Origin of the sequence: Amycolatopsis plumensis, from assembly GCF_042652605.1 — a bacterium.
Taxonomy (GTDB): Bacteria; Actinomycetota; Actinomycetes; order Mycobacteriales; family Pseudonocardiaceae; genus Amycolatopsis; species Amycolatopsis plumensis.
Map to the genome: position 1 here is coordinate 6,537,627 of NZ_JBHSJY010000001.1, position 25,828 is coordinate 6,563,454.

Sequence of the window (25,828 nt, forward strand, 5' to 3'; positions counted from 1 at the left end):
ATGTCTAAGATCAATATCGCTATGCCGTTATGACGCGGGAGGCATGACGTGGACCTCGGGACGCTGCGGCAGTTCCTCGTGGTGGCCCGGTTGGAGCACCTCAGCCGCGCGGCCGAAGAGCTGCGCGTCGCCCAGCCGTCGCTCAGCCGCACCATCGCGCGGCTGGAGAACGAGCTCGGCACGCCGTTGTTCGACCGGGCCGGCCGGCTCCGGCTCAACGACGCCGGAAAACTCTTCCGCGGCTACGTCGAACGCGCCCTCGGCGAGCTCGACGCGGGGCGCCGCGCGGTCGCCGACGCGACGGGCGAGGGCTTCGGCACCGTGCGGCTGGCGTCGGAAACCTTCCTCACCCTCACCCGGCCCCTCGCCGCCTTCAAGCGCGCCCACCCGGACATCGAAATCGAACTGCACCAGCTGCCCGCCGACGCGATGGCGCGGGCCCTGCGCGCCCAGGAGATCGACCTGTGCGTGGCGTCCCAGCCCATTCCCGACGAGGGCCTGGCCGGGGTGCAGCTGCTCGACGAGCCGGTGCTGGTGGCCACCCCGCTCGGACACCGGCTGGCGGACCGCACCTCGGTCACCGTCGAAGACCTCGCCGGCGAGCCGTTCGTCACCGCCCGGCCCGGGCACTGGCACCGGCGGCTGCTCGACCGGCTCTTCGCCGCCCGGGACCTGACGCCGAAGATCGTCTTCGAGGGCGACGAACCCGGCGCCATCCAGGAACTCATCAGCGCCGGCCTGGGCATCGGGCTCAACCCGGCGATGGCCCGCCGCGTCGCCGCGCAGGTGCCGGTCGTCTGGCTCCCGGTCGACAGCCCGGACTGCCGGCGCACGATCACCCTGTTCTGGGCCGCGGGCGACCGGCTGTCCGCCGCGGCCCGGCTGATGCGCACCGCGCTCACCGGCTGGCTTTGGGACCCTCCGTCGTGATCCCGGCGAGGAAGTGGCGCTGGGCCACGAAGAACACGATCAGCAGCGGCACGGTCGTGATGACGCTCCCGGCCAGCACGATCTCCCACCGCTGCTCGCCGGCCTGGCCGAACTGGTCGGACAGCGCCTTGAGCCCGCGCGGCAGCGTGTACAGCGCCGGGTCGCGCAGGTAGATCAGCGGCTTGAGCAGGTCCGACCAACCGGCCTTGAGCTCGAACACGAAACTGACGATCAGCGCCGGGCGGCACAGCGGCACCGCGATGCGCCAGAACAGCGTCCAGTGGTTCGCGCCGTCGACGCGGGCGGCCTCGAACACTTCGCGGGGCAGGCCGAGGAAGAACTGGCGCAGCAGGAAGATGTAGAACGCGCTGCCGAACAGGTTCCCCGCCCACAATGGCACCTGCGTGTGCGCCAGGCCGACGCTGTTCCAGATCAGGTACACCGGGATCATCGTCACCGCGGCCGGCAGCATCATGGTGGCCAGCACCAGGCCGAAGAAGGCGCTGCGGCCGGGAAAGCGGAAGTAGGCGAAGCCGAACGCCACCAGCGAACTGGTCAGCGTGACGGCCACGGCCCCCGCGAGCGACACCACGACGCTGTTGAGCAGCCAGGCCGCGACCGGGGCGGCCCGCCAGATCTCGACGTAGTTGTCCCACGCCCAGGTCCGGGGGATGAGCAGGTTGTCGAAGACCTGCGCGCGCGGCTTCACCGACGCGCTCAGCAGCCAGACGAACGGGTAGAGGAACAGCACGGTCCCCGCGGCCAGCGCCGCCCAGCGGAGGACCTGCCGCGCCGTCACCGGTCACCGCCTTCGTAGTAGACGAACCGGCGGCTCAGCCGCACCTGCACGAGGGTGATCGCCAGGATCACCACGAACAGCAGCCACGCCATCGCCGAGGCGTACCCGAGGTGGAGGAACTCGAACGCCTGCTGGAACAGGTAGATGAGGTAGAACAAGGCGGCGTCGTTGCTGTAGGTCGCCGAGGCCGCGGAGCCGTAGAAGGCGGTGTAGGCCTCGTCGAACGACTGCAGCGCCGCGATCGTCTGGACGATGAGGGTGAAGAACAGGGCCCCGCTGATCATCGGGACGGTGATCCGCCGGAACCGCTGCCACGCCGACGCGCCGTCGAGCTCGGCGGCTTCGTACAGCTCGCGCGGCACCCCGCGGAGCGCGGCCAGGTAGATGATCACCGTGCTGCCCACCGACCACAGATGCATCAGCACCAGCCCCGGCTTCACCCACGGCCCGTCGGTACTCCACTGTGGACCGTCGATGCCGACCAGGCCGAGCACGGAGTTGACCAGGCCGACCTGGCCGTTGAACAGGATGAGGAACAGCACGCCGACGGCGACCTTCGGGGTGATCTCGGGCAGATAGAACACCGTGCGGAAGAAGCCGGCCGACCGGCGCCCGGCCCGGGCCAGCAGCGAGGCCAGTGCCAGTGAGAAGGCCATCGTGGCCGGGACCGACATGACGGTGTACACCATCGTGTTGACCAGGCTCTTGCGCACGGCCGGGTCTTCGAGGAGTCGCCGGTAGTTGGCCCAGCCCACGGCGTCCGGCGGCCGCAGCGCGTCGTAGTCGGTGAAGGAGAGCACCAGGCTGGCGATCATCGGGATCGCCATGAAGATCACGAACCCGATCATCCACGGTGACAGGAAGGCGTACGCGGCCCAAGCTTCTCTCGTGCGCCGCTTCACCGGGCGGCGTCCAGCGCGCGCTGGGCTTCCTGCTGGCCCTGGCGCAGGGCGTCGGCGGGCTGCTGCTCGCCCGAGAGCACCCGGTTGACGGCGTTCTGCCAGGCCGTCTTGAACTCGGAACCGGCCGGGGACGCGGGCATGGTGAAGGCGCTGTCCTGGGCTGCGAGGACGGTCCGGACGGCGGCGTCGAACGCGGGCCGGTCCTTCAGCTGCACGAGGGAGCTGAAGATTTCCCGGTCGGCGACGCGGTTGCCGGTGTAGACGCCGGTGAACGCCTTGCCGCCGGCTTTCCGCTTCTCCGCGCGGGCCTTGGCGGCGGCGACCCACGTCGGCGCGTCGGTCATCGTCTTGATCCAGGTGCAGGCCTGCTCCTTGTGGGTGCTCCCGGCCGGGATGACCCAGGCGCTGCCGGTGACCCAGTCGATCGGGGTGCCCGCGGTGTCGGTGAAGGGCGCCGCGGAGAACCGCACGTCGGGGGAGTAGTTGGCCAGGACGTTGAGGTACCAGTCGTCCATCAGGGTGGCCGCCAGCTGGCCCTGCTTGAACGGGTTCTTTTCGCCGAAGAAGTCGAAGGAGTCGCGGAAGGCCTTCACCGCGCTCCAGCCGCCTTGGACGTCGATCAGCGATTTGGCGTAGGTGAGAGCCTCGGCCAGCCGCGGGTCGTCGAGGTGGGCGGTGCGGCCGTCGTCGCTGAGCATCTGCACGCCGTTGGCCTTGGCCCACAGCGGGAGGAACTCGGGGATCTTCGGGTCGAACCCGATCCGCGACAGCCCGTTGCCCGTGCGGACGGTGAGCTTCTCCGCGGCGGTGGTGAGCTTGGCCCGGTCGCCGAGGTCCTGCGGAGTGAAGCCGCTCCCCTGCACGGCGGTGTCGTTCACCAGCAGCACCCGGTTGTCGTAGAACTCGGGCAGGCCGTAGACCTTGCCGTCGAGGGTGACTTCCTTGAGCGCGGCGGGCCGGTACTGGCCGACGTCGATGTGCTGCTTGGCGATGCAGTCGGTGAGCGGCTCGAGCGTGCCGCGGGCGGCGTAGGTGCCGAGCAGCTGCCGGTCCAGGTAGACGAGATCGGGTGGGGTGTGCGAGGCGACGGAGGCGAGGAACTGCTGGGCGTCGAAGGCGCTGCCGCCGATCTTCACGGTGGCCGGCGCGATCGCCTTGCCCGCCAGCTCGGCCCGGGTGGTGGCGATTTCGTCGCCGAGGCCGAACCCCATGGTCGTCAGGGTGGCCGCGGCGCCGGTGTCGCCACCGCTGCCTACCCCACCGCACCCGGCGAGCAGAAGGACCACACCGGCACCGGCCAGAGCTTTGCGCACCATTGCACACCCCTCCCAGAAGAAAGGGGAGAGTACCCGCTCGGGTGAGGGTCCAAACCAGTTCAGTGCGCTTCGGTGACCCACGGGTTCGGGCGGCAGACGGCCCCGTCCGGCCGGACCTGGCGGGCGGCACCGGGTTCCCCGCGGTTGAGGTTCGCGAGATAGGTGTTGGACAGCCCGAAGGTCTGCTGCATCATCACCGGCGCCGGCGCGCCGAAGGCCGGGCAGCCGACGTGGCCGAGGCCGAGGGCGTGCCCCATCTCGTGGTTGATGGCGTAGGCCCGGTAGCCGGTCAGGTCGCCGTCGTAGGAGTGCGCGCCGCGGAGCCACCGGGCGAGGTTCACGACAATCCGGCGGTCCCGCGACAGGCGGCAGGAGGAGTCGAACGGGATGCTGAAGCCGCAGAGGTCCGGACGCCGGGCGGTGCCGGGACTGGTCAGGCTGATCCGCACGTCGGGGTCGGGGCCGGTGACCCGCCGGAAGGTGACGGCGCCGAGGCTGGTCCACCCGCGCGGGTCGGCGAGGATCGTGTCGACGTCGTAGTCGAAGGAGGGCAGCTCGACACCGTCTTCGATTTCGACGGTGTAGGTGAGGACCTTGTCGCCGGAGCCGATGTCGTGGCCACCGCCGGGGACGACGTGCCAGGTGCCCTCGCCGGTTTCGGTGACGGGAACGCCTTCGGGCAGGGCGGCGGGTTCCGGGGCCGGTGCCGGGGTGGTGGTCTTCGTGGTCGGCTGGGCGGCCGCGACCCCGGAGATCCGCCGCGGCTGCGCGGCTTCCGGGCTGAGCAGAAGCCCCAGTGCGAGAACCACGGCGAACACGAGCACGGCCGGCGGCCACCACGCGGATTGAGTGGGCTCGGGGGCGGCGGCGCGAGTGGGTGGGACGGGTGGTGGGGGAGGGGCCGCGGGCGCGCGGGGCACGCGGGGGGCCGGTGGGCCGACGGAGATCGCCGGGGCGACGGAGAGGGTGGTGGGCAGGTGTGCGGAGGGGGTGGCTTCGGCGGTGTCTTCGGTGGTGGTCGGGTCGGGTGCCGGTGCCGGGTTCGGCGGGGTTGTCGGGGCGTGTGGCGCGCGGGGCGGCGCGGTCGCGGTTCGCGGCTCGGCGGCGGGTGCCGGGGTCGGGCCAGCCGGGGCGAGGTGTGTTGTGCGGGTGGCTGAGGTTGCGTCTTCGACCGGGATGCGCGGCTGGGCCGCTGGGCTCGACATGGCCGAGGCGGGTTGTGCCGGGCGGTGGGGTGCGATGGGAATCGCGTTTTCGGTGGCGGTGTGTTGGTCGGGCGCAAGTGCCGGGTTCGGCGGGGTTGTCGGGGCGTGTGGTGCGCGGGTCGGCGCGGTCGCGGTTCGCGGCTCGGCGGCGGGTGCGGGGGTCGGGCCAGCCGGGGCGAGGTGTGTTGTGTGGGTCGCTGAGGTTGCGTCTTCGGCCGGGATGCGCGGCTCGGCTGCCGGGGCCGAGTGGGCTGGTGCGGGCGGGGTTGCGTGTTCGCTCGTGGTGCGCGGCTGCGGCCCGGGTGCCGGGCTTGGCGTGGCCGGGGCCGGATCCGCCGCGCGGGTCGGCGCGGATGCGGTCGCGGTTCGCGGCTCGGTTGCGGGTGCCGGGGTCGGCGCAGCCAGGGCGGGGTGTGCCAAGTGGGTGGCTGAGGTTGCGTCTTCGACCGGGATGCGCGGCTCGGGCGCCGGGGCCGAGTGGGCTGGTGCAGGCGGGGTCGCGTGTTCGCTCGTGGTGCGCGGCTGCGGGGCCGGATCCGCCGCGCGGGTGGGTGCTGGCTGAGCCACCGGAGCCGCCGTCGCGCGGGCCGGTGCCGTCGGGCGAGCCGGTGCGACCTGAGGCGCCGCAGCCGAATTCTGTTCCACCGGAGCCGGAGCCGTTCGGGCCGCCGGGGGCGGGATGCGCGGCGACCTGGGGGGCGGTGTCCCGTGCGGCTGCGCCGGGCGGCGGCGCGGCTGGGGCAGCCAGTCCACGCGGGCCATCGGGTGGCGTTCAGTAGGCAAGGGCCACGCTCGCACACTCCGGCGCCACCGCACCCTCGGATCGCGGGTACGACACCGTCGACGGATCGCCGTCGGAGGTGTAGCGGTGGCCCGTGGGGGACGCCAGCTCGTCGAGCCAGTGGGCCGAGCCGTACTCCGCCTCCGCGCCCGCCGACTGCGAACGGATCCTCGGGATCGCCGCCGGCTCGAACTTGCTCGAGCACGGTGACGGTGCCGGCCCGGCGCCCACCAGCAGCGCGCCGCCGTACGAATAGCCCGGGCCCTGCACCGCCAGCGCGGGGCGGTGCGGGCGGCTTCCGTACGGCAGGGCCAGCGTCGTCGGCTGGTAGCCCGGGATCGCCTGGCGGATCAGCGCGTCCTCCTCGGCGATGGCCGCCGTGGCCGCCGATTCCGTTGCGGTGCGCAGGTTCGTGTGGTGGCGCGTGTGGTTGCCGATCTCGAAGTGGTGCTCGGCCAGCCAGCGCAGCGCGCGCCCGTCGGGGTCGCCGCCGAACGGGTGCTCGTTGACGTACAAGCTGGCCACCGGCCGGAACTTCGGGTGGGCCGCCGCGACGTCCAGGAGGATCCGGACCGCCGTGCCGGGCTCCGGTTGTCCCTGGGGCGTCAGGCGGAACACGCTCGGGTCGCCGTCGTCGAACGTCAGGACCACCGGGTGCGCGCCCGCGGGGAGGTCGAGCCGGCGGGACACCAGTTCGGCCGTGGTGACCGGGACGTAGTTCTCGTTCGCGAGCCGCTCGAGCTCCGCCGTGAAGTCGGCGGGCGTGCGCTCGTAGACCGACTTCGGCTGCGCGACGAGGCGGTGGTACATCAGGACCGGCACCCGGCCGAGCTCGTCCGCGCCCACCTCCCGGGCGGCGGCGGGCGTGATGCGGACCGGCGCGGCGGTGGACGCCGGTTGCGGCGGAGCGGGCGCCGGGGCGTCGGGCGCGGGGCCGCCGCAGGCCGTCAGCGCGAGGACAGCGGTGAACCCGGCACCGAACCGGAAAGGGCAACGCATGCCCGAAGTGTGCGTCCGGGCCGCCGCGGGTGCGGTCCGTGCCACCGGGTCGGGTGATGGCGGAATTGCGCTTCACGGCACCGGAACCTATATTTCCGCAGGCCGGGGCCATGAACTCGGAAATGCCCCTGGCACGATTCGGTGATTGCGAGGAAACGGGTTTGGTGAAGATCAGCGGTGGGTATTTTCCCGCGATGGTCCCGAAAAAGGCGGTCGCCGCCGAACGAACCTTCGATCGACGTCTGGTCCTCACCGCCGCCCTCGCGGGCTTGGCCACGAGTGCGTGCGGTGCGCTGCAACGGGGGAAGGCGCTGGCCGTGCCGGCCCCGGCGGCCGTCGCGGCCGCACCGCCGCCACCCCCTCCGAATCCGCTCGAGAAAGGCCTTCTCGTCGGCTTTTGCGGAGCTCCGGGGGCGAAGGCGCTCGGCCGCATGACCGGCGACCTCGGAGAAGCGAGCCGTGCGCTCCGCCGTCAGATCGACACGTTCCCGGCGGGACGCCCGATCACCCCGGTCGTCGAGCTGATCGCCACCACCGTGCACCGCTCGCCCGGTGAGGACGGCATGTTCCGCAGCCGCTGCGAGGATTCGACCGTGCGCGAGTACCTCGACGCCGCGCGGGCGCTGAAGGGCCTGCTGCTGCTGAACATCCAGCCCGGTCGCGCCGACTTCCTGCCCGAGGTGCAGGCCTACGAGCGCTGGCTGACCGAGCCGGACGTCGGGGTCGCGCTCGACCCCGAGTGGGCCGTGGAACCGGGGGTCATCCCCGGCCGGAAGTTCGGCCGCACGACCGGTGCCGAGCTCGACGGGGTCGCCCGGTACCTCGGGAGCCTGGCCGACACGCACAACCTGCCGGCCAAGGTGATGATCTACCACCAGGTCGCCGCGTCCGTGGTGCGCGAGGAAGAACTTCTCAAGCAGCACCGGGGAGTCTCGGTCGTGAAGGTCGTCGACGGTATCGGTTCGGCGGCCGCGAAGAAAGCGACGTGGAAAACCCTGATGACGACCATGCCCGACCACGTGCGGCCGGGCTTCAAGCTGTTCTTCGAGGAAGACACCCGCCGCGGCGCGGACCTGATGACCCCGGCGGACGTCCTGGCGCTGAACCCCACGCCCGCCTATGTCGTGTACGAATAGCCGGTGACGGCGAAAGCCCGGTGCGGTCCGCCGCACCGGGCTTTTTCGTGCGTTCGCGCCGGCTCACGCACGACGAAAGCCCGGCGCGGGAGGGGAACCGCGCCGGGCCGTCGCCGGCTTGTCCGTCCGGGGTACCGGCCGGCCTAGCCGACCGGGACGGGCAGCCCGCCGAGAAGGTCGTTCACCAGTGCGGAAAGGCTGATCAGCACGCGCTGCAGCAGTGCGTTGAGCAAGGCCGACACCGGCGGCAGCGACTGGCGGGCCGCCAGCTGGTTGGCCAGCTCGTCGACGCCCTTGCGTGCTTCGGCGTTGTCCTTCTGCGCCGTGGCCGCGCTGTCCTTGGCCGCGGCCTGGATCGTGTACCGCTTGCCCTGGGCCAGATCCGACAGCAGCGGGTCGAGCTGGGCGAGGGTGGCCTGCGTGCCGGGCACGTCCCCGTTGTCCGCACGGGCCGCCAGCTGGTCGCGCAGGCCCTGGACCTCCGCCGCGGCGCTCGTGGTGCTCGACGACCCGCTGCCACCGGGCCCGCCCGCCGTCGCCACACCCACCCCCGCCAAGGTCACCGCCGCCGCGGTGACGAACACCGTGAGCGCTCGGGTCAGTGCACTTTTCATGTCGTACTCCTCCGGATTGTGCGATGCCGACTGCGATCATGGTGAGCGCCGATCCGCGATAGCGCGAGCGGATGTCCGGGGGCGGGCGGACCAGTTGATCTCGCACGGTGTACGGCCGTGCCGGTTCCCCGGAACAAACATCGACATCGCGTGAAGTGGCTGTTCAGCGCTTTTCCGCATCGGCTACGGTGTGTGACGCCACCACTCGTCCGTGTTGGACGGTTACGATATACGGCTGAATTGGCGGGGTTTTCTTTGCCTCAGGTGCGATCGGCGCCAGATCCGGGTGACACGGCATGTTCACTCGATCGTGAGGTTTACGGGAAGATATGATGGGTAATCAGCCCCATTTGCCCGGCGCCGGGAACGCCACTCGTAAGTAGGGTACGGTGGGAAAACGCTTCTTGCGCGACGAGCGCCTGGTTAATCTGGGTGGTGGTTGCAGGGCCGGTTTTCCCGGCCGTTACTGTGACCTCCTCGGTGCCGAGACCTGACAACTGGGCGCCATTCGGAGAGATGAAAACGCAGAACGTCCCGACGCCGACGGCGCCGGGACGTTCTGCGCGAAGAGAAGAGGGATCGCGGTGCGGGGTACCAGGGTCACCCGGGCACCCGGCGGGAGCCGGGCGTGCGGGATCGCCGGTGCCCAAGCACCAGGTGACGACCGGCGGCCCGGCAACAGTTCGCGATCACCGGACGGAAATCCGTTGGGCCGGACGGGTGGTGCCGAAGCGCCGGGTGGATTCTGCCGCGGTGTGATCAGTGGGGACCGGCGCTGGGACGCCGCCGATGGTCGGGCGCCGAGCGGGTTCTGGCGCGGTGTGCCCGGTGGGGACCGGCATTGCGACGCCGCCGATGGTCAGGCGCCGGGTGGATCCTGCTGCGATGTGCTCTGTGGGGACCGGCGCTGGGGCGCCGCCGAGAGTCGGGGGCCGGGCGGGTTTTGCTGCGGTGCGCCCGGTCAGGCGCCGGGTGGGTTCTGGCGCGGTGTGCCCGGTGGGGACCGGTACTACGACATCACCGGCCGTCAGACGCCCGGCGGGTTCCGCCGCGGCTCGGCCGGCGGGTACGTGTTCGCCGGCGGGGCTGTCGGGGCCGCGGCCGGATATCCCGCCATCGCCCCCGGCTTGGGGTCGCGCCGGATCAGCCCGGCCAAGCCCAGCAACCCCACCAAGCCGAGCAGGCCCCACAGGCCGTTGTTGTCGTTGTCGTCGTCGCGGGCGTTGTTGTCGTGGTTGGTGCCGTCGTCGGTCTGCTGGTGCCACGCCGGTGCCGTGAACTCCGGCGCCGCCGACGCCGGCACCGCTCCCGTCAGCGCGAACGCCGCGGCCGCGACGCCGGCGCAGCACAGCTTGCCTGCCTTGCGGTTCATCCCGGTTCTCCCTTCCGTTCCGGAAATCGGTCTTCCAGGGCGTACCCCCGCCCCCGGCATCCACTCGCGCTGTCACGGGAACGGGCGAAGACGCCGGGGCCCGGTCTTCCGCGCCTTTCCCGTCTTTGTAGGATGGTCGCCGGTTCAAGACGGAGCCGTGCAGGGACGCGCCGCGTGCGCACGTCCGCCTCCGGTCGTCCCTCCCCTTCTCAAGCGCAGCAGCGCATCCGAGCCGGGCAACACCGTCCACTGCCGTGGACCGGGGGAGGAATGAACACTGAACTCGCCGTCGCGCCGCTCGGCGCGACCTACACACCACGCCTGATCTGCACCACCGGCGACCGCCTGATCCACCCGGCGGACGGTCGCAACGACCTCGCCAGGATCGTCGTGCGCTGGGCCCGCGCCTGGGTCCCCGAAACCTGGCCCGCCCGCCAGTACTTCGCCGCGCTGGGCATCGGCGACGACGAAAACCCTTGCTACCGCGACGAAGACGTCATCGGGTGGCACCTTCTGCAGCCCCGGCCGGACTCGCTCGCGTGGCGGGTGCGGTCGGGCGAGATCGACGTGACCACCGCGCTCACGGCCGAAGCCGAGGCCTGGCCCGGATAGGAATCCCCGCGAAAGAGCTCTGCGCCTCACCCCGGCGCAGGGCTCTTTCGCGTGCCCGGAAACATTCTTTGCCCCGCAAGCGATTCATGACACGACGGCCGGGAAGTGCTGTCCGGCAAGCAGAACTCGCCGGATAACCCGATCGGACCACACGCGACGCGGTCAGCGGCTTGCGGTACCCACACGATGGTGGCACGAAGTGGAAACCGCGTACGACCATCAGTACGTTTCCCTCACGCGGGACGCCGAACACACTTTCGCCGGCATCCCGTTCTCCGAATATCGTTCACCGAGGAGCAATCCATGCTGAAGAAGATCGGCTTCGTCACGGCCACCGCGGCGGCCGGTGCGTTCCTGGCGGGCGGCATCGCCGCAGCCGACACCCCGGACGGGCACCACCACCACGGGCACCACCACGGCCACCACTACGGCGGCTACGACTACACCGGCCAGGTCGGCCTGGTGAACCTGAACGACACCGACGTGCTGCACAACGTCGACGCCGTGCTCGGCGTGTGCGACAACAACATCAACGTGCTGGGCGTCCAGGTGCCGGTGCAGGACACCGCCAACGGCATCGGCGTGCCGATCCTGTCGCCGGGTGAGCACGAGGCCAGCGGCGAGAACCCGGAGAACTGCGCCTCGGGCGCCCTGTCCGACGGCGGCACCAGCCAGGGTCACTGAGTTTTCCGTGCCCGGTGCCGCGTGCGTGCGGAAAGACCGGCACCGGGCACGGGAAATCGGTCGCCGGTGCGACGCCGCACTGCGCGCCCGGAACACGGAGCGAGCTGCACACTCCGGTTCCGCGTTCCGGGCACGCCGTGACGCCGCACGGCGCCGACCCGGGTGGGACCGGCCACGACGCTGGAGAAGTGCGCCGGTCCCACCCGGCCTGACGGCACCATAACGGACTTTCGCGGGCCCGGCGAACCGAAGCCGGGCCCGTTCCCGTTCCCCGAACCTCCGCCGGATCGTCCGGTGGGTACCCAGAAGGAGTATTTTCCCCGTGATCAAGCAGCTCGGCTTCGTCGCCACCGCCCTCGCCGCCGGGATGGCGGTCCTCGGCGGATCCGCGTCCGCGGCCAACGTCACCGTCGCCGGCCACCCGGTCGACTCCACCGACCAGTTCGGCCTCGTCGGCAACGTGCAGAACCTCGACGTGGTGCACAACCTCAACGTGGTCGGCGGCGTTTGCGACGACAACGTCAACGTCCTCGGTGTCCAGGTGCCGGTGCAGGACACCGCCAACGGCATCGGCGTGCCGATCCTGTCGCCGGGCGAGCACGAGGCCGAGGGCCAGAACGCGGAGAACTGCTCCGCCGGTGAGATCGCCGACGGCGGGACCGCCCAGGGCAACTGACCCGAGTGGTCCGACCGCCGCGCGGGGTACGCCCCGCGCGGCGGTTTCGTCATGTCCGGTCGAGCCGGTGCACGGCCACTTCGCGCACGACGAGCAGCATCGCGGCCGCGACCGGCACCGCGACGAACGCGCCGACGACGCCGAGCAGTTCGAACCCGAGCAGCACCGCGACGACGGTGACCAGCGCGGGAATCCGGACGGCCCGGCCGACGATCTTCGGCAACAGCACGTAGTCCTCGATCACCCGGTAGGCGACGAAGAAGCCGAGCGTCGCGAGCCCGACCGGCACCGACACCGTGAGCGCGACGAGAGTGGTGCCGGCGCCGGCCGCCACCGATCCGGCCACCGGCACCAGGTCGAGCACGGCGACGAGCACGGCGAGCACGAGCGCGTACGGCACGCCGAACGCCCACAGCCAGCCCAGGGTCGCCGCGCCCGCGATCAGCGACACCACGACGTTGCCGACGAGGTACGCGCCGACCTTCCGGAAGACCGCGTCCCCGATCAGGATCACCCGCGGCCGCCGCGACCGCGGGGCCAGCCGGTAGAGCGCGGTGCGGATCCGCGGGAAGTCGGCGACGAAGTAGGTGGCGAGCACCACGACGATCGCGGCGTCACCGAGCAGCGCGGCGACCGATTTCGCCACTTCGGACAGCTGGACGGACCGGGCGGCGGCTTCGAGCCCGAACAGTTCGTCGGCGCGGCCGAGCAGGGTGCCGTGGTCACGCAGCAGCGCCACGAACCGCGGCGCGCCGTTCCGCAGCTGCGCCGCCTGGTCGGCCAAGGGGACGGCGGCCGCGGCGATGCTGCCGCCGAGCACGGCCAGCCCGGCCACGACGACCACCACGGCGGCCAGCGCGCGGGGCACCCGGCGGGCGAGGCGGGCGGTCACCGGCTCGAGCCCGACCGCGAGGAAGAACGCGATGCCGATCAGCAGCAGCACGTCGGAGGCCGCGAGGAGGAGCTCGACGACGGCGACCGTGACGACCACCCCGGCCGTGGCCAGTAACCCGGTGAAGAACGGCGCGCGGCGGTCGAGCGGTTTTCCCGGCCTGCCCAGCGGCTCTTCCTGCCGCGCCGCCGCTCCCTCGGCCTCGCCGATGGGGTGCCCGGCGCGGTGGGCCCCGCGACCGCTCGTTGCGTGCATGCCTCGGCGGCTACCCCCGGCAGCACGGGGAATCCACCCGATCGGGGTACGCGGGCAAGTCCACGCTTCCCGGTGACGGCGTCGGCCTGCCGTTGCCGGAACCGTTGTGCTATCGGCAAAATCGCCTATGCGCTTGAAGTCTCTCGTGCTCGTTCCCGTCGTCGCGCTCGCGGCCGCCTTCGCGGTGGCCCCGGAAGCGGCGGCCATCAGCGCGCCCCGGCTGCTGCTCGAACAGGACTTCCCGGATCCGGACGTCGTCAAGACCGCGTGGGGCTACTTCGCGTTCGCGACGGGCACGAAGGCCACGCGGATCCCGGTGGCCAGTGCCACCGCGCCGGAAGGGCCTTGGCGCATCGCGGGTGACGCGCTCGGAGCCGTGCCCGCGTGGGCGAAACCGGACGGCGGGTTCTGGGCCCCCGACGTCACCCAGCTGCCGGACGGCACGTTCGTGCTGTACTTCGCGGCCGCGCAGACGGCAGGCGGCGGGATGTGCCTGGGCGCGGCGACGGCGAAGAAGGCGGAAGGACCGTACACACCGGACGGCGACCGCCCGCTGGTGTGCGAGCCCGGCGATCACGGGGACATCGACCCGCAGACGTTCGTCGACACGGACGGGTCACGTTATCTGCTGTACAAGAGCGACGGCGCGGCGACCGGACCGCCGTCGGCGATCTGGGTGCAGAAGCTGCAGGCCGACGGGCGCAGCCTGGCCGGTCCGCGCACCGAGCTGCTGCGGGCCGATCTCAAGACCGAGAATTCGGTCGTCGAAGCGCCTTCGGTGGTGAAGACGGGGTCGCTGTACCTGCTGTTCTACTCCGCGGACACGTTCGACAGCCCGGGTTACCACACGAGCTACGCGTCGGCGCCGTCGCTGGGCGGCGCGTTCGTGAAGGCGGACGGCCCGTTCCTGTCGACGGACCTGCTCGGCGGCAAAGCGGACGCCCCCGGCGGCGCCGACGTGGTGGACGGCCACATCTTCTTCCACGGCTGGCTGGGCGGCGCCCGCACGGCGAGGGGGCTGTACCAGCTGCCCATCACCTTTCCGGGTGATGTGCCGCAGCTGGGCTGACGTGTCACCCACCCGGGTAGCGCTCGGTTGGGCCGGCCGGGAGCCGGATATCCGGGAACCGAGGAACGGAGGAAGGTCATGACGGTGTGGTGGGGCTTGGCGGGCTTGCTGGGGCTGCTGGGGGTGTGCGGTCTCCTCCGGAGCCATCGCGCCGACGGGACACCGGTCGACGACGACCCGCTGGCGCGCTACCCGGCGGCCCGCGAACCGGCCACGCCGAACGCGGACGCGGCCCACACGCCGCTGATGACCCCGGCGATCACCCCGGAGATGCTGGCCCGGCCGGCCTTGCCGCGGGAAGAGGCGGCGGTGCCGGAGTCGGGGAGCATCGCGGGGGAGATCCCGGCGCCGCGGCCGGTGGCGGATCAGCCGGGTGCGCCGCAGGAGGTTCCGGCGGCGGGGGTTTCCGGGGTGCCGCAGGGGGAAATGCGGGTGACCGGCGTGCCGGATCAGGTCCCGGCGGCGCCGCAGGCGGCCGCCCCTGCGCCGGAGGTCGAGTACTCCGGTTTACCGTATGAGTCGGTTTCGCCGGTGGTGCAGGAGCAATCGGCGCCGCAGGTGGCCGCGCCTGCGCCGGTGGGCGAGGAGTCTCGCGAGCCGTATGTGCCGGTTTCCCCGGTGGCGCAGGAGCAATCGGCGCCGCAGGTGGCCGCGCCTGCGCCGGTGGCCGAGGACTCTCGCATGCCGTACATGCCGGTTTCCCCGGTGGCGCATGAACAACCGGCGCGGCATGCGGCCCAGCCGGAGGCCGAGAACTCCCGCACACCGTATGAGGCGGTTCCCCCTGGGGCACAGGAACAACCGGCGCAGGCGTGGGCTCCGGAACCGCGGGCTTCCGACCTTCCGCAGCAGCCGAAGCACGCGCGCCGGGCCGAAGGAACCGAAGCTCCCGTACCGCAGCAGCACCGCCCGGCGAAGGAAACCTCGCCGCCGCCCGAACCGGTGGCGGGTGGGCTGGCCGGCCGGTTCAAGCGGTTTCTCGGGGGCGCCTGACCCTCACGGCAGCGGTGCGCTGTCCTTGGCCACCCCGGCGAGCAGGTCGCCGTGCTCCTCGATCCGGTCGAGGACCTCGTCCGCCGTGAACGTCAGCCGCGTGACGTTGTGGCAGGCGCGGACCTCGTCCCACGTCACCGGGGTGGAGGCCGTCGGGTGGTCGCGGCCGCGCAGGGAATACGGGGCCACCGTCGTCTTGGCCGGGTTGTTCTGGCTCCAGTCGATGAACACCCGGCCCGTGCGCTGGGCCTTCGCCATCACCGCCGTCACCGACTCCGGTGTCTCCTTCGCCAGGCGCTGGGCGAGCCGCTTGGCGTACGCCGACGGGGTCGCCGGGTCGTCCGTCCGGATCCCGCAGTAGAGCTGCATCCCCTTGGAGCCCGACGTTTTCGCGTACGGGGTCAGCCCGTCGGCCACCAGGACGTCGTGGAGGCGCTCGGCCACCCGGCAGCAGTCGACGATCGTCGTTCCCGGGCCCGGGTCCAGGTCGAACACCAGCCGGTCGGGGGGACGGCGGGTGCCCGACTCGACCGTCCACTGGGGAACGTGCAGCTCGAGCGCCGCCATGTTCGCCGCCCACACCAAGCCCGGGAGGTCGTCCAGGAGCGGGTAGTCGATCGTGCCGCCCGTGCCGGCCAGGCGCACCGTGCGCAGCCACGCCGGGGCGCCCTTGGGGACGTTCTTCTCGAACCACTTCTGGCCGTCGACACCGTTGGGGTAGCGGATGAACGTGATCGGCCGCCCGGCGAGGTGCGGCAGCAGCACCTCCGCGACGCGGGAGTAGTAGTTGATCACCTCGCCCTTGGTGAACCCGTCCGCCGGGTACAGCACCTTGTCCAAATTGGACAGGGTGAGCCGCCGGTGGCCGGCCTGGACGGTGATCCGCTGCCCCGCCGGCTCCGGCGAAGGTGACGGCGAAGGTGCCGTCGGCGGCGGAGCCGCGGGTTCCTGCGGAACCGCCCGGGGCGCGAGGACGTCGGCGGGGTCCTTGTCGTGGCGCAGACCCCGCCAGGCGGTGTGCCGGACCCGGCCGCCGCGGGTGAACTGGCGGTAGACGACCTCGCCCACCAGCCGCGGCTCCACCCAGCGGGCACGGACGGTGTCCTCGCGCGGCGGCGTCGTCACGAACGGGTGCGTGCGCCGCTCCATGGCCTCCAGCTGCGCCCGCAGCTCGGCGCGGGTGGCCTGGCTGAAGCCGGTGCCGACGTCGCCGATGTAGACCAGGTCGCCGGTGACGGGGTCGTGCGCGCCGAGCAGCAGCCCGCCGAGGGTGCCGGTGAAGCTGTGCTGGCCGGGGCGCCAGCCGCAGACGATCACCTCCTGCGTCCGCACCAGCGGGTGCTTGAGCCACGAGTCCGGCCGCTGGCCGGGGTGGTAGGCCGAGGAACGCAGTTTCGCGACGACCCCCTCGTACCCGGCGGACGCGGCGTGGGCCAGGAAGTCGGCGGGTGTGCGGCGGTCGGCGGCGAGCTCGTCGAAGGTGACCGCGCGGACCACCGAAACGCGGTACGGATCGGGCATCGGCAGCTCGGCCAGCAGGGCCCGGCGCTCGTCGTAGGGCAGGCCCAGCAGGCTCCGGTCCCCGAGCCGGAGCAGGTCGAAGGCCAGGAACCGGACCGGGACGTCCTTGAACTCCAGCCCCTTCGGCCCGCTCTGGTGCCGGACGTAGCGGCCGCGGCGCTCCTGCATCCGCTCGAAGTCGATCCGGCCGTCTTCGCCGTAGACGACGACCTCGCCGTCGAGGTAGGCGGCGCGGCCGTCGAGGGCGGGGGCGAGCACGCCTTCGAGGTCGGCGAACTCCGCGGTGAAGTCGATGTTGTTGCGGCTGGTGAGCACGGTCGTGCCGTCCGGGGCGATCCGCATCGCCGCCCGGTAACCGTCCAGTTTGTACTCGTAGGCCCACTCCGGGCCGCTGCGCAGCCGTCCGCCGTCGGCCTTGGCGAGCATCGGCTCCAGCCAGGCCGGGACGAGCGACGCCTCGTCTGCCGCCATGTCGACCTCCGTCACCTTCGTGCCCAAGGTAACCCGTTCGGCCTAGATTAGCCGGGTTTGTGCAGGTGAAAGCGGCGTGAACGCCTGTTCGGCACGCCGCTCAGGCGGGCAGGAAGTCGTCGACGGCGCGGCGCAGGGTGGTGCGGACCGTCTCGGCGTCGTCGAGTTCGCCGCCGTGCAGGGCGCCGTCGCGCAGCAGGACGAGCACGCGGGCCGCGTGGTCCGGTTCCGGGTGCCCCAGCTCGGCGGCCTGCTCGCGCAGGACGCCGAAGAACCACTGCCGGTGATCCTCGATGACCTGGCGCACCCGGTTTGCGGGATCGGGGTACTCGGCGGCGGCGTTGAGGAACTGGCAGCCGCGGAAGTCCTCTCCGCAGGTCGCGTCGCCGACCACCGCCATGGTTTCGGCGAGCGCCTCGCGCGGTGGCCTGCCGGCCCGCGCCGCGTCGACGGCGGCGCGGATCCGACGGCTGGTCTCGGCGAGGTAGGCCGCGACGAGGTCGTCCTTCGTGGGGAAGTGGCGGTAGAAGGTCGCCCGGGTCACGGCCGCCTCGGAGACCAGGCGTTCCACCCCGACGGCGTGGATGCCTTCGGCGTAGAACAGCCGCGAGGCGGTCGCGAGCAGCCGGTCCTTCGGGTGCGGCTCGGCAGTCCTCATCCCCGCAGCTTAGAGAAAGACCGATCGTTCTGCCAGATCGGCTACGTCACATTGCCACGGCGGCCCGAAAGGGTCAGAGTAGTCGGCAGAAAGACCGATCGTTCTCCCTGAAGGAGCCAGCCATGAGCAAGCCCACCATCGTCCTGGTCCACGGCGCGTTCGCCGACTCGTCGAGCTGGACCGGCGTCGTCGCGAAGCTGCAGGAACAGGGCTATCCGGTGCTCGCGGTCGCGAACCCGCTGCGGGGTGTCGAGTCCGACGCGGCCTACGTGAAGGACGTCGTCGACAGCGTCGAAGGCCCGGTCGTCCTGGCCGGTCACTCCTACGGCGGTGCCCTGATCACCCGCGCGGCCACCGAGACGCCGAACGTCCGTGCCCTGGTCTACATCGCCGCGTTCCAGCCGGACGCGGGCGAGAGCGTGTTCGAGCTGTCCGGCCGCTACCCGGGCGCCAAGCTCGGCCCGGAGACCACGAACGTCCTCGAGCGCGACGGCGAGCCCGAGCTGTCGATCAAGCCCGGGGACTTCGCCGAGGTCTTCGCCGCCGACGTCCCCGCGGCCACCGCCGCGATCATGGCGGTGACGCAGCGGCCGGTCGCGCAGCAGGCCCTCGCCGCGCCGTTCGAAGGCACCCCGGCGTGGTCGAAGCTGCCGTCGTGGACGCTGGTGGCCAACCAGGACAACGCGATCCCCGCCCAGGCGCAGGAGTTCATGGCCGAGCGCGCGTCGTCGACGGTCCGCCGGATCGACGCTTCGCACGCGGTCGCGGTGTCCCAGCCCGAGGTGGTCGCCGAGGTGATCCTGGCCGCCGCCGCGGCGAGCGTCGAGTGAGTCAGCGGCTGAGCGTCCTCGCCTCGTCGAGGCGGGACAGCTTCTCGGGGTTGCGCACGGCGTAGATGCCCGTCACGAGGCCGTCGTCGATGCGGGCCGCCAGGACCGTGTCGGCCCGGCCGTCGCGACGGAGGATCAGCGCCGGGTAGCCGTTGACCTGGGCGGCTTCGAGCGTGCCCACGGCGAGGTTGCCCAGGCCGGCGGCGAGCAGGCGGGCGACGTCCCCCGCTCCGGTGACGGGCTCCGGCGCCGCCTGCACGACCCCGCCGCCGTCGCCGAGGAACACGACGTCCGGCGCGAGGACGTCGAGCAGGTTCCGCAGGTCGCCGGTTTCGACGGCGTGCCGGAACGCTTCGAGGGCGTCCCGGGTCGCCGCCCGCGAGACGGTCCCGCGCGGCCGGCGCGCGGCGACGTGGGACCGGGCCCGGTGCGCGATCTGGCGCACCGCGGCCGGGCTCTTACCGACGGCGTCGGCTATCTCGTCGTAGCCGAGGTCGAACACCTCGCGCAGCACGAAGACCGCCCGCTCGGCCGGCCCGAGCGTCTCCAGCACCAGCAGCATCGCCATCGACACGCTGTCGGCCAGCTCGGCGTCCTCGGCGACGTCGGGCGTGGTCAGCAGCGGCTCGGGCAGCCACGGCCCGACGTAGGACTCCTTGCGCCTGCCGAGCGCCCGCAGCCGCATCAACGCCAGGCGGGCGGTGATCCGGACCAGGTACGCGCGCTGGTCGCGCACCGCGTGGAGGTCGACCTCCACCCACCGCAGCCAGGTCTCCTGCAGGACGTCTTCGGCGTCGGCGGCCGAACCGAGCAGCTGGTAGGCGACGGTGAACAGCAGGTTCCGGTGGGCGACGAAGGCCTCGGTGGCGGGGTCGGCCATGGGATGCGTCCTCGTTCCGTTCGCGGGCTTTTCCACCAGATGCCGCCGACCGCCGCGGTGTGACAGTGATCGCCGTCACCCGCCCAGGGTGTCACGAGCCAGGGGGCCGCCGGCATCTCGTGGTCGTTCGCAGGCACCCACGAGAGGACGAAGCCATGGAACCCCGGTTCACGTTGACCGCCACCGAAATCGGCACCAGGTTCGCCAAGCGGTTCGGCACCGCGAGCCTGGCCATCATCCAGTCACCGCTGGAGAAGGTCACGCAGGAACTGGTGTCGCTGCGCGTCAGCCAGATCAACGGCTGCGGCTGGTGCGTCGACATCCACACGAAGGAGCTCGCGGCCGCCGGGGAGACGGGCGTGCGGATCAACCTGGTCGCGGCCTGGCGCGAGGCCACGGTCTTCACCGAAGCCGAGCAGGCGGCCCTCGCCCTGGCCGAAGAGGGCACCCGGATCGCCGACGCCGCCCCCGGTGTCTCCGACGACACCTGGGCCCGGGTGCGCGAGCACTACGACGACGACCGGATCGCCGCGCTGGTCGCCCTGGTCGCGCAGATGAACTCGGCCAACCGGCTCGCCGTGATCGTCCACCAGAAGGGCGGCGCCTACGAGCCGGGCATGTTCGGCTGACGCCGTCCGTGCTTCGCTGGGGGACATGACGAAGGCGGAGCGGTGGCGTCGGTACTGGGACCGCAAGTCCACGACCTACGACGCGGAGATGGGCGTCTGGGACCGCCGCCTCTTCGGCGACTCGCGGGAGTGGGCGTGCGGCCGGGCCGCCGGCGAGGTCCTCGAAGTCGCGGTCGGGACCGGGCTGAACCTGCCGTGCTACCCGGCGGAGGTGACGCTCACCGGCCTCGACCTCAGCGAGGGGATGCTCGCCATCGCCCGCGACCGGGCCGCCCGGCTCGGCCGGCCGGTGACCTTCCGCCGGGGCAGCGCCCACGACCTGCCGTTCGCCGAGGCCTCGTTCGACACCGTTCTGTGCACGTTCGGCCTCTGCGCCATCCCCGATCCCGCGGCCGCGGTCGGGGAGATGGTGCGGGTGCTGCGCCCGGGCGGCCGGCTGATCCTGGTCGACCACGTGACGTCGTCGTCGCGCGTCGTGCGGGGCCTGCAATGGCTGCTCGAGCTGGCGAGCGTCCCCCTGGCCGGCGAGCACTTCCGCCGCCGGCCGCTGAAGCTCGTCGAGGCACGGGGGCTGCCGGTCGAACAGCGCGAGCGGTTCAAACTCGGCCTGGTCGAACGGCTGGTCGCCCGCCGGATCAGCTGATCAGCACGCTTTCGTCCAGCCGGTTCAGCAGCGTCGCGGCGTCGCTGTAGACCGCCACCGCGCCGGCGTCGGTCAGCTCCGCCGCGCCGACGCCGCCGGAAAGCACCGAGACCGTGCGCACGCCGGCCTTCGTGGCGGCGTGGACGTCCCAGACCGCGTCGCCGACGAAGATCGTGTCCTCCGGCGCGGTCCCGGCCTTCTCGAGCGCGGCGAACACCGGCTCCGGGTCGGGCTTGGTCGCTTCCACGTCGTCCCCGGAGACGATGCCGGTCACCACGTCGTCGACGTCGAGGACCTTGCGCAGCGCCTCGAGCTCGTCCGGGCTCGCCGACGTCGCCAGCACGACACGCACCCCGCGCCCGGCCAGCTCGCGGACGAGCTCGGGAGCGCGGTCGAACGGCCGCAGCAGGTCGGCCGTCTCGAGGTAGAAGCGGCTGTGCAGCTCCTTGGCCCGGTCGCCGATGCGGCCGGCGTCTTCTTCACCCAGCAGGGTGGTCAGCAGCTTGCCGGAACCCTTGCCGATCGCGCGGTGCACGCGCCAGGAGTCGACGTCCCGGTCCAGTGCGTGGAACGCCCGGCGCCAGGCGTGGACGTGGAGGTAGTTGGAGTCGACGAGGGTGCCGTCGACGTCGAACAGGACCGCGGTGGCGATGGCTGGCTCCTCGGGTCGGTGCGGGTTTCCCGGTGCCCGGCGCGGGTATCGGGAGGGGTGCTCCGAATACCCCGTCGCGAAGGGACGTACACATGACCGGCCTCGTCTCGGCGGGGTTCCGCGGGCTGGCGGCCCTGCGGCGCGCCCCGGCCTTCCACCCGGCGGGTGTGGTGCTGCGCGGCGAGCTCCGGGCGGTCGCCGACGACCTGCCGTGGCCGTCCGGGCCGGTTCCCGTCGTCGCGCGGCTGTCCAAGGGCGCCGGCACGCCCGGGCGGATGCCGGACGCGCTCGGGCTGGCGGTGCGGATCCCCGGTGCCGGCCGCGACGGCGGGCCGTGGGACATCCTGCTGACGACGGCGGGCCGTGGCCACCTCGGCCGGATGCTGCCCCGGCCGGCGCCCGCCTGGACGCGCGGGGCCTACAGCAGCCTCGTGCCGTACCGCCTCGGCGATCGGCTCGTCTGGCTGGGGGCGTGGGCGGAAGCGTCGTCACCGCGGATCGAGGCGTCGCTCGAAGCGGCCTGCGCGGCCCAGGCGTGGGAGTTCGTGTTCCGGACCGGTCGTGCGGACGGGCGCTGGTCCGACACGGCGGTGCTGACGTTGACCGGACCCGGTGCGGAAGCGCCGTCGTTCGATCCGATGCTGAACCGGCCCGGTGGGCTGGAGTTCGCGCCGGACTGGCTGGTGCGGGTGCGGGAACGGGCCTACGCGGGGAGCCGGGCGGGGCGGCCGTCGTGATCCGGCCGCCCCGCCCGGTGCCCGGTCACCGCGAGTCGGCGATGGGGCTGCGCGTGGCGCCCAGCGGGATGAGGCCGAGCGCGATCATCCCGATGCCCAGGCCGAGGTGCAGCCAGTTGTCGGCGGTGTTCACCGGGACGAAGTTGGCCGCGCTGCCGTGGTCGATCACCAGGCCGTAGAGCCACAGGACCAGGTAGATCACCCCGCCGCCGACGAGGAACGCCCGGGCGCCGCTCGCGGTGCGCGCCAGGGCGAGCCCGGCGACGCCGAACGCCAGGTGCACGATGTTGTGCAGGATCGAAACGGCGAAGATGCCCAGGAGCAGGGCGCCGGAGTGGTGCCCGGCAAAGGTCAGCATGTCGTAGTTCGTCGTCACGCCGGGGATGAACCCCAGCACGCCGACCAGCAGGAAAACCACTCCCACGATCGCGGCGAGAAGCTGGCGCGGAGTACGCCGGACCTCGGTCTCCATCGATGACATGGTCGCTTCCTCCGATTCGGTGTGCAGGCCCCTCGGCCGGGGGACCCGCCGGGCGGCATGCCCCGCGGCGGGGCGGGCAAACGCGTTTCACGCCGGGGGTCGCCGGGTATGCCCGGGTTTCGCCCGATCGGAGGAAAGATGAGCACTCCCGAAATCGACCCGGTGACGGCCGAGAGCATGGAAGACGACGCCGACATCGCCGGCGAGCACACCGAGCCGACGTTCCGCGACCAGGAGCCCCGCGCGGGCGACAGTGACGAAAAGGACGCCGACCGCGGGGGCATGCCCTCGGCGTGAGGTCAGGAGCGGGCGCGCGGGTAGGTCCGGCGCTCGCCGATCCGGCCGTCCTTCGTGTGGATGAAGTGGGCCGTGCCGCGCTTGATCGCGAGCCTGCGCCCCTCCGCGACGGCGTCGGACTTCGTCTCGGCGCTGCCGGACGCCCGCGTGTTGCCGACGACCTTGTTCTTCCAGACCGAGCCGTCGTGGAAGGTCTCGACATCGCCGTCGGCCGGTTCGAACGTGGGCTCGCTCCCTGTCTCGGCGGGACCGGTCCCGTAGGTGCCGAAGAGGGCGGGGTCGGGCTTCGGTGCGGTGCCGGGGCCGCCGAGCGGTTCGGGGTCCATGAGGTATTCGATGCCGGCGTCGGTGGTCCAGCTGGTGCCCTTGGCGCCGTCGGGGCCGTCGGAGAGGTGCCAGATCGTGTGGTTGTGGGTCTGGTCTTCTTCGTCGAGCAGGGCGCTGGGGGCGATGTCGCCTTCGAGGCCGTCGGCTTCGAGTTCTTCGATGGCGGCGAGCCACTGCTTCTGGTGGACGGTGTCGCGGGCGAGGTTGAACTGGAGCATGGCCTTGACGCCGGGGTCGTCGGTCATGTTGTAGAGGCGGGCGGTCTGCAGCCGGCCTTGGGCTTCGGCGGCGGCGTTGGCGCGGAAGTCGGCCAGCAGGTTGCCGGAGGCGATGATGTATTTGCCGTTCCAGGGGGTGCCGTTGCTGTCGGCCGGGAGCGCGCCGCCACCGGCGACGATGGCCTGCTGGACGTCCATGCCGCCGATCATGGCCGCCATCACCGGGTCCTTGACGGCTTCGGCGGTGGCGGTGGCGGGGGCGCCCTCCAGCAACCGGGCGACCATGGTGGCGAGCATTTCGACGTGGCCGATTTCTTCGGTCGCGGTGTCCATGATCAGGTCTTTGTACTTGCCTTCGATGCGGCAGTTCCAGCCTTGGAACAGGTACTGCATCGTCACGGTCATCTCACCGAAGGCGCCGCCGATGAGTTCCTGGAGCTTGTGGGCGTAGACGGGGTCGGGCTTTTCGGGCTTGGCTTCGAACTGCAGCAGCTTCGTGTGACGGAACACGTCGTCTCCCTTCCGAGCCCGCCGAGTTCCCCCGATTGGCCGCGTCAATCGGGAAAACGCGGTGTTTGACGGGTTCCGGACCGGTTATCCGATCGAGTGATCGTCCGTCTGATCGTCGTCGAGGAGGTGGTCAGCGGTGCTCGCCCGGCACAATTCGGTGTGGCTGGTGCCCCGGCACGGCGCCCTCGCCAAGGCGTCGGTCGTCGGCGTGCTGGACCGGACAACGTATTCCCAGCTGCGCGACCGGTTGCTGGAGTTCGCGGCGGACTCCGAGGACGGCGTGCTGATCGACGTCGAACGCCTCGAACTGCGCGACCGGGCGCTGGTCCGGGTGTTCGCCCTGGTCGCCCTGCGCGTCGGTGACTGGCCCGCGATCCCGTTCGCCCTGGTGACCGGCCGCCCGGAACAGCGCGCGGTGCTCGCGGCGAGCGGCGTGCCGGTGTACCCGGACGCGGCCGCGGCCGAGGCGGCTCTCGCCCGCCCGGCGCGGCGCCGGGCCGGCCGGCTGCTCGACCGTTCGCCACGCACGTCGGCGCGCGCCCGCGGGTTCGTCCGCGGGGTCTGCGCGGAGTGGATGGTGCCGGAGCTGGCCGAGGACGCCGAGCTGATCGCGACCGAGCTGGTGGAGAACACGTTGCGCCACACGGATTCGGCGCCCCGGCTGCGGTTGGAGCTGCGCCGCGGGACGCTGTCCGTGGCGGTGTCGGACGAGAGCTGGCGGCCGGCGGTGCTGCGGGAAGGCCTCGACCTGGCCGCCGCGGGCCTGGGCCTGCGGATGATCACCAAGGTCGCGAAGCGGTGGGGGAGCAGCCGGTCCCGCTCCGGCGGGAAGACGGTGTGGGCGCTGCTGGCCCGGTCGTGAGCGGAACCGGCGAAGGGCCGCCGCCCGGGCGTTCGGCGCCCCGGCGGCGGCCCTTCGCTGCCTTGAGCCGTCAGGAACCCGGGCCCGAGTAGATCTCCGCGGCCGGCGGTTCCGAGACCGTCGCCGGCTTGTTCCAGTCGCTGAACTCCATCGCGCCGGTCTTCGGGTCGGACATCCGCAGCAGGTAGTGCGGCTCGGCCGCCGCCACCGTGGCCGTGCCTTCCGAGCTCGGGAAGCTCAGCGCCGGCGTGCCCGCGACGGTCGTCGGCTCGCCCGGCTTGAACGTCGTCTTCTCCAGCTCGCCCAGCGCGCCCTGGGTGAACGACTTGTAGTCGAGGAACATCTTGAACGCGTCCGCGATGCCCGCGCCGATCTTGGCCGCCGACGACACCCACTTGCCGGTGATCTGCTTGGCCGCCGCGGCCGGGACACCGGCCTGCTTGACCAGCGAATCGGTGAACTTGAAGTAGTACTTGTCGCCGACCCGCACGACCGGGATCTCGAGGCCGTCCTTCACCACCGTGCCGCTCGCGCTGTCCGCGTTGAGCTGCAGGTCCAGGTTCACCGCGCTGCCGTCCTGGGCCATCGTGCCCTTGACGTGCACGGCCGAGGCCTGCTTGGCGGCGGCGGAGATCGCCGAACCCACCTCGGCGGCGTCGAGGGCCGGCGCCGCCGGAGCGGTCGGCGTCGCGGACGTCGTGGTGGCGGCCGCGACCGGCGCGGGCGTGTCCGGGGTGCCGGCGCAGCCGGCGAGGGCGAGGGAACCGGCCGTGAGGAGCGCGGCCAGGCGGAGGCGAGGCATGGGTAGTCCGTTCGTGAAGGCCGGGGCGTCCCCGGACACGAACGGGCTATCGCCTGGACGAGTGGTCCGTTACAG

The 25,828-nt window shown here is 72.0% G+C and carries 28 protein-coding genes and 2 pseudogenes; 14 read left to right on the forward strand and 16 right to left on the reverse strand.

Going from position 1 to position 25,828, the window contains the following annotated elements; genetic code table 11:
- The first annotated feature begins 48 nt into the window (after positions 1-48).
- Positions 49-930 (forward strand): LysR family transcriptional regulator, encoded by an 882-nt coding sequence (locus ACFPLC_RS31750; protein WP_378192378.1) that lies wholly within the window; start codon positions 49-51, stop codon positions 928-930.
- On the opposite strand, the gene ACFPLC_RS31755 is transcribed toward ACFPLC_RS31750, so the two are convergent.
- The 5 genes from ACFPLC_RS31755 to ACFPLC_RS31775 all read right to left on the reverse strand — a co-directional run bounded on the left by ACFPLC_RS31755 (position 899) and on the right by ACFPLC_RS31775 (position 6,932).
- Positions 899-1,729 (reverse strand): carbohydrate ABC transporter permease, encoded by an 831-nt coding sequence (locus ACFPLC_RS31755; protein WP_378192377.1) that lies wholly within the window; start codon positions 1,727-1,729, stop codon positions 899-901. The genes ACFPLC_RS31750 and ACFPLC_RS31755 overlap by 32 nt on opposite strands.
- Positions 1,726-2,631 carry a carbohydrate ABC transporter permease gene (locus ACFPLC_RS31760; RefSeq protein WP_378235989.1) on the reverse strand — a complete coding sequence of 302 codons (906 nt, stop codon included), beginning with the start codon at positions 2,629-2,631 and terminating at the stop codon, positions 1,726-1,728. The genes ACFPLC_RS31755 and ACFPLC_RS31760 overlap by 4 nt, the downstream gene beginning before the upstream one ends.
- Positions 2,628-3,947, reverse strand: coding sequence for an extracellular solute-binding protein (locus ACFPLC_RS31765; protein ID WP_378192373.1), 1,320 nt, complete (start codon positions 3,945-3,947; stop codon positions 2,628-2,630). Before ACFPLC_RS31765 ends, ACFPLC_RS31760 begins: the two co-directional genes overlap by 4 nt.
- A gap of 59 nt (positions 3,948-4,006) precedes the next feature.
- Positions 4,007-4,771, reverse strand: coding sequence for a DUF3152 domain-containing protein (locus ACFPLC_RS31770; RefSeq protein ID WP_378192371.1), 765 nt, complete (start codon positions 4,769-4,771; stop codon positions 4,007-4,009).
- Positions 4,772-5,924: 1,153 nt separating this feature from the next.
- Positions 5,925-6,932, reverse strand: a complete 1,008-nt coding sequence (locus ACFPLC_RS31775; protein WP_378192369.1) for a polysaccharide deacetylase family protein — start codon at positions 6,930-6,932, stop codon at positions 5,925-5,927.
- A 194-nt stretch (positions 6,933-7,126) separates the two neighbouring features.
- On the opposite strand from ACFPLC_RS31775, the gene ACFPLC_RS31780 reads away from it, so the two are divergent.
- Entirely contained in the window at positions 7,127-8,068 is a 942-nt protein-coding gene (locus ACFPLC_RS31780) for a hypothetical protein (protein WP_378235991.1), read from the forward strand.
- A gap of 143 nt (positions 8,069-8,211) precedes the next feature.
- On the opposite strand, the gene ACFPLC_RS31785 is transcribed toward ACFPLC_RS31780, so the two are convergent.
- Together ACFPLC_RS31785 and ACFPLC_RS31790 are read right to left on the reverse strand one after the other, a co-directional pair.
- On the reverse strand, positions 8,212-8,682 hold the full coding sequence (locus ACFPLC_RS31785) for a hypothetical protein (protein ID WP_191316727.1): 471 nt from the start codon (positions 8,680-8,682) through the stop codon (positions 8,212-8,214).
- 1,027 nt (positions 8,683-9,709) lie between these two features.
- Entirely contained in the window at positions 9,710-10,054 is a 345-nt protein-coding gene (locus ACFPLC_RS31790; protein WP_378192365.1) for a WGxxGxxG family protein, read from the reverse strand.
- Positions 10,055-10,324: 270 nt separating this feature from the next.
- On the opposite strand from ACFPLC_RS31790, the gene ACFPLC_RS31795 reads away from it, so the two are divergent.
- The 4 genes from ACFPLC_RS31795 (at position 10,325) to ACFPLC_RS31810 (ending at position 12,026) form a co-directional block, all read left to right on the forward strand.
- The gene (locus ACFPLC_RS31795) at positions 10,325-10,666 is read left to right on the forward strand and encodes a hypothetical protein (protein WP_378192364.1); all 342 of its coding nucleotides are present in this window, start codon (positions 10,325-10,327) and stop codon (positions 10,664-10,666) included.
- Between the two features lie 303 nt (positions 10,667-10,969).
- Entirely contained in the window at positions 10,970-11,350 is a 381-nt protein-coding gene (locus tag ACFPLC_RS31800) for a hypothetical protein (RefSeq protein ID WP_378192362.1), read from the forward strand.
- A 14-nt stretch (positions 11,351-11,364) separates the two neighbouring features.
- On the forward strand, positions 11,365-11,562 hold the full coding sequence (locus ACFPLC_RS31805) for a hypothetical protein (RefSeq protein ID WP_378235992.1): 198 nt from the start codon (positions 11,365-11,367) through the stop codon (positions 11,560-11,562).
- Between the two features lie 110 nt (positions 11,563-11,672).
- Positions 11,673-12,026: a hypothetical protein gene (locus ACFPLC_RS31810; protein WP_378192360.1), complete on the forward strand. Its 354-nt coding sequence runs from the start codon at positions 11,673-11,675 to the stop codon at positions 12,024-12,026.
- A gap of 49 nt (positions 12,027-12,075) precedes the next feature.
- On the opposite strand, the gene ACFPLC_RS31815 is transcribed toward ACFPLC_RS31810, so the two are convergent.
- On the reverse strand, positions 12,076-13,086 hold the full coding sequence (locus tag ACFPLC_RS31815) for an AI-2E family transporter (protein WP_378192404.1): 1,011 nt from the start codon (positions 13,084-13,086) through the stop codon (positions 12,076-12,078).
- A 214-nt stretch (positions 13,087-13,300) separates the two neighbouring features.
- Between ACFPLC_RS31815 and ACFPLC_RS31820 the strand changes: the two genes are divergently transcribed.
- Both ACFPLC_RS31820 and ACFPLC_RS31825 read left to right on the forward strand, forming a co-directional pair.
- Positions 13,301-14,242, forward strand: coding sequence for a glycoside hydrolase family 43 protein (locus ACFPLC_RS31820; RefSeq protein ID WP_378192358.1), 942 nt, complete (start codon positions 13,301-13,303; stop codon positions 14,240-14,242).
- A gap of 78 nt (positions 14,243-14,320) precedes the next feature.
- Positions 14,321-15,235 (forward strand): hypothetical protein, encoded by a 915-nt coding sequence (locus ACFPLC_RS31825; protein WP_378192356.1) that lies wholly within the window; start codon positions 14,321-14,323, stop codon positions 15,233-15,235.
- Positions 15,236-15,238: 3 nt separating this feature from the next.
- On the opposite strand, the gene ligD is transcribed toward ACFPLC_RS31825, so the two are convergent.
- Entirely contained in the window at positions 15,239-17,227 is a 1,989-nt protein-coding gene (gene ligD, locus ACFPLC_RS31830) for a DNA ligase D (protein WP_378192354.1), read from the reverse strand.
- 100 nt (positions 17,228-17,327) lie between these two features.
- Positions 17,328-17,885: a TetR/AcrR family transcriptional regulator gene (locus ACFPLC_RS31835; RefSeq protein ID WP_378192352.1), complete on the reverse strand. Its 558-nt coding sequence runs from the start codon at positions 17,883-17,885 to the stop codon at positions 17,328-17,330.
- Positions 17,886-18,007: 122 nt separating this feature from the next.
- On the opposite strand from ACFPLC_RS31835, the gene ACFPLC_RS31840 reads away from it, so the two are divergent.
- Positions 18,008-18,715, forward strand: coding sequence for an alpha/beta fold hydrolase (locus ACFPLC_RS31840; protein WP_378192350.1), 708 nt, complete (start codon positions 18,008-18,010; stop codon positions 18,713-18,715).
- 1 nt (position 18,716) lies between these two features.
- On the opposite strand, the gene ACFPLC_RS31845 is transcribed toward ACFPLC_RS31840, so the two are convergent.
- Entirely contained in the window at positions 18,717-19,595 is an 879-nt protein-coding gene (locus ACFPLC_RS31845; protein ID WP_378192348.1) for an RNA polymerase sigma-70 factor, read from the reverse strand.
- Between the two features lie 155 nt (positions 19,596-19,750).
- On the opposite strand from ACFPLC_RS31845, the gene ACFPLC_RS31850 reads away from it, so the two are divergent.
- Both ACFPLC_RS31850 and ACFPLC_RS31855 read left to right on the forward strand, forming a co-directional pair.
- Positions 19,751-20,224 carry a carboxymuconolactone decarboxylase family protein gene (locus tag ACFPLC_RS31850; RefSeq protein WP_378192347.1) on the forward strand — a complete coding sequence of 158 codons (474 nt, stop codon included), beginning with the start codon at positions 19,751-19,753 and terminating at the stop codon, positions 20,222-20,224.
- A gap of 25 nt (positions 20,225-20,249) precedes the next feature.
- Positions 20,250-20,867 carry a class I SAM-dependent methyltransferase gene (locus ACFPLC_RS31855; protein ID WP_378192345.1) on the forward strand — a complete coding sequence of 206 codons (618 nt, stop codon included), beginning with the start codon at positions 20,250-20,252 and terminating at the stop codon, positions 20,865-20,867.
- Here the strand turns inward: ACFPLC_RS31855 and ACFPLC_RS31860 are convergent.
- The gene (locus ACFPLC_RS31860) at positions 20,860-21,519 is read right to left on the reverse strand and encodes an HAD family hydrolase (protein ID WP_378236287.1); all 660 of its coding nucleotides are present in this window, start codon (positions 21,517-21,519) and stop codon (positions 20,860-20,862) included. The two genes, ACFPLC_RS31855 and ACFPLC_RS31860, sit on opposite strands and share 8 nt — an antisense overlap.
- Before the next feature lie 92 nt (positions 21,520-21,611).
- Between ACFPLC_RS31860 and ACFPLC_RS31865 the strand changes: the two genes are divergently transcribed.
- Positions 21,612-22,256: a hypothetical protein gene (locus tag ACFPLC_RS31865; protein WP_378192343.1), complete on the forward strand. Its 645-nt coding sequence runs from the start codon at positions 21,612-21,614 to the stop codon at positions 22,254-22,256.
- Between the two features lie 25 nt (positions 22,257-22,281).
- Here the strand turns inward: ACFPLC_RS31865 and ACFPLC_RS31870 are convergent, their stop codons facing one another.
- Positions 22,282-22,728, reverse strand: coding sequence for a DUF4383 domain-containing protein (locus ACFPLC_RS31870; RefSeq protein WP_191316739.1), 447 nt, complete (start codon positions 22,726-22,728; stop codon positions 22,282-22,284).
- Positions 22,729-22,875: 147 nt separating this feature from the next.
- On the opposite strand from ACFPLC_RS31870, the gene ACFPLC_RS31875 reads away from it, so the two are divergent.
- Positions 22,876-23,034 carry a hypothetical protein gene (locus tag ACFPLC_RS31875; RefSeq protein WP_378192342.1) on the forward strand — a complete coding sequence of 53 codons (159 nt, stop codon included), beginning with the start codon at positions 22,876-22,878 and terminating at the stop codon, positions 23,032-23,034.
- Between the two features lie 2 nt (positions 23,035-23,036).
- Here the strand turns inward: ACFPLC_RS31875 and ACFPLC_RS31880 are convergent.
- Positions 23,037-23,210 (reverse strand): annotated as a pseudogene (locus ACFPLC_RS31880) (DUF2188 domain-containing protein); the annotation flags it as partial.
- 81 nt (positions 23,211-23,291) lie between these two features.
- Positions 23,292-24,089, reverse strand: a pseudogene (locus ACFPLC_RS31885) (manganese catalase); the annotation flags it as partial.
- Between the two features lie 136 nt (positions 24,090-24,225).
- On the opposite strand from ACFPLC_RS31885, the gene ACFPLC_RS31890 reads away from it, so the two are divergent.
- Positions 24,226-24,951 carry an ATP-binding protein gene (locus ACFPLC_RS31890; RefSeq protein ID WP_378192340.1) on the forward strand — a complete coding sequence of 242 codons (726 nt, stop codon included), beginning with the start codon at positions 24,226-24,228 and terminating at the stop codon, positions 24,949-24,951.
- 70 nt (positions 24,952-25,021) lie between these two features.
- On the opposite strand, the gene ACFPLC_RS31895 is transcribed toward ACFPLC_RS31890, so the two are convergent.
- Positions 25,022-25,753 carry a hypothetical protein gene (locus tag ACFPLC_RS31895; RefSeq protein ID WP_378192338.1) on the reverse strand — a complete coding sequence of 244 codons (732 nt, stop codon included), beginning with the start codon at positions 25,751-25,753 and terminating at the stop codon, positions 25,022-25,024.
- Between the last annotated feature and the right edge of the window lie 75 nt (positions 25,754-25,828).

Excerpts from the sequence above, each read along its gene's own strand:
- ACFPLC_RS31765 (WP_378192373.1), bottom strand. The coding sequence starts at position 3,947 with ATGGTGCGCAAAGCTCTGGCCGGTGCCGGTGTGGTCCTTCTGCTCGCC.
- ACFPLC_RS31775 (WP_378192369.1), bottom strand. The coding sequence starts at position 6,932 with ATGCGTTGCCCTTTCCGGTTCGGTGCCGGGTTCACCGCTGTCCTCGCG.
- ACFPLC_RS31780 (WP_378235991.1), top strand. The coding sequence starts at position 7,127 with ATGGTCCCGAAAAAGGCGGTCGCCGCCGAACGAACCTTCGATCGACGT.
- ACFPLC_RS31785 (WP_191316727.1), bottom strand. The coding sequence starts at position 8,682 with ATGAAAAGTGCACTGACCCGAGCGCTCACGGTGTTCGTCACCGCGGCG.
- ACFPLC_RS31790 (WP_378192365.1), bottom strand. The coding sequence starts at position 10,054 with ATGAACCGCAAGGCAGGCAAGCTGTGCTGCGCCGGCGTCGCGGCCGCG.
- ACFPLC_RS31795 (WP_378192364.1), top strand. The coding sequence starts at position 10,325 with ATGAACACTGAACTCGCCGTCGCGCCGCTCGGCGCGACCTACACACCA.
- ACFPLC_RS31800 (WP_378192362.1), top strand. The coding sequence starts at position 10,970 with ATGCTGAAGAAGATCGGCTTCGTCACGGCCACCGCGGCGGCCGGTGCG.
- ACFPLC_RS31820 (WP_378192358.1), top strand. The coding sequence starts at position 13,301 with ATGCGCTTGAAGTCTCTCGTGCTCGTTCCCGTCGTCGCGCTCGCGGCC.
- ACFPLC_RS31825 (WP_378192356.1), top strand. The coding sequence starts at position 14,321 with ATGACGGTGTGGTGGGGCTTGGCGGGCTTGCTGGGGCTGCTGGGGGTG.
- ligD (WP_378192354.1), bottom strand. The coding sequence starts at position 17,227 with ATGGCGGCAGACGAGGCGTCGCTCGTCCCGGCCTGGCTGGAGCCGATG.
- ACFPLC_RS31835 (WP_378192352.1), bottom strand. The coding sequence starts at position 17,885 with ATGAGGACTGCCGAGCCGCACCCGAAGGACCGGCTGCTCGCGACCGCC.
- ACFPLC_RS31840 (WP_378192350.1), top strand. The coding sequence starts at position 18,008 with ATGAGCAAGCCCACCATCGTCCTGGTCCACGGCGCGTTCGCCGACTCG.
- ACFPLC_RS31845 (WP_378192348.1), bottom strand. The coding sequence starts at position 19,595 with ATGGCCGACCCCGCCACCGAGGCCTTCGTCGCCCACCGGAACCTGCTG.
- ACFPLC_RS31850 (WP_378192347.1), top strand. The coding sequence starts at position 19,751 with ATGGAACCCCGGTTCACGTTGACCGCCACCGAAATCGGCACCAGGTTC.
- ACFPLC_RS31855 (WP_378192345.1), top strand. The coding sequence starts at position 20,250 with ATGACGAAGGCGGAGCGGTGGCGTCGGTACTGGGACCGCAAGTCCACG.
- ACFPLC_RS31865 (WP_378192343.1), top strand. The coding sequence starts at position 21,612 with ATGACCGGCCTCGTCTCGGCGGGGTTCCGCGGGCTGGCGGCCCTGCGG.
- ACFPLC_RS31870 (WP_191316739.1), bottom strand. The coding sequence starts at position 22,728 with ATGGAGACCGAGGTCCGGCGTACTCCGCGCCAGCTTCTCGCCGCGATC.
- ACFPLC_RS31875 (WP_378192342.1), top strand. The coding sequence starts at position 22,876 with ATGAGCACTCCCGAAATCGACCCGGTGACGGCCGAGAGCATGGAAGAC.
- ACFPLC_RS31895 (WP_378192338.1), bottom strand. The coding sequence starts at position 25,753 with ATGCCTCGCCTCCGCCTGGCCGCGCTCCTCACGGCCGGTTCCCTCGCC.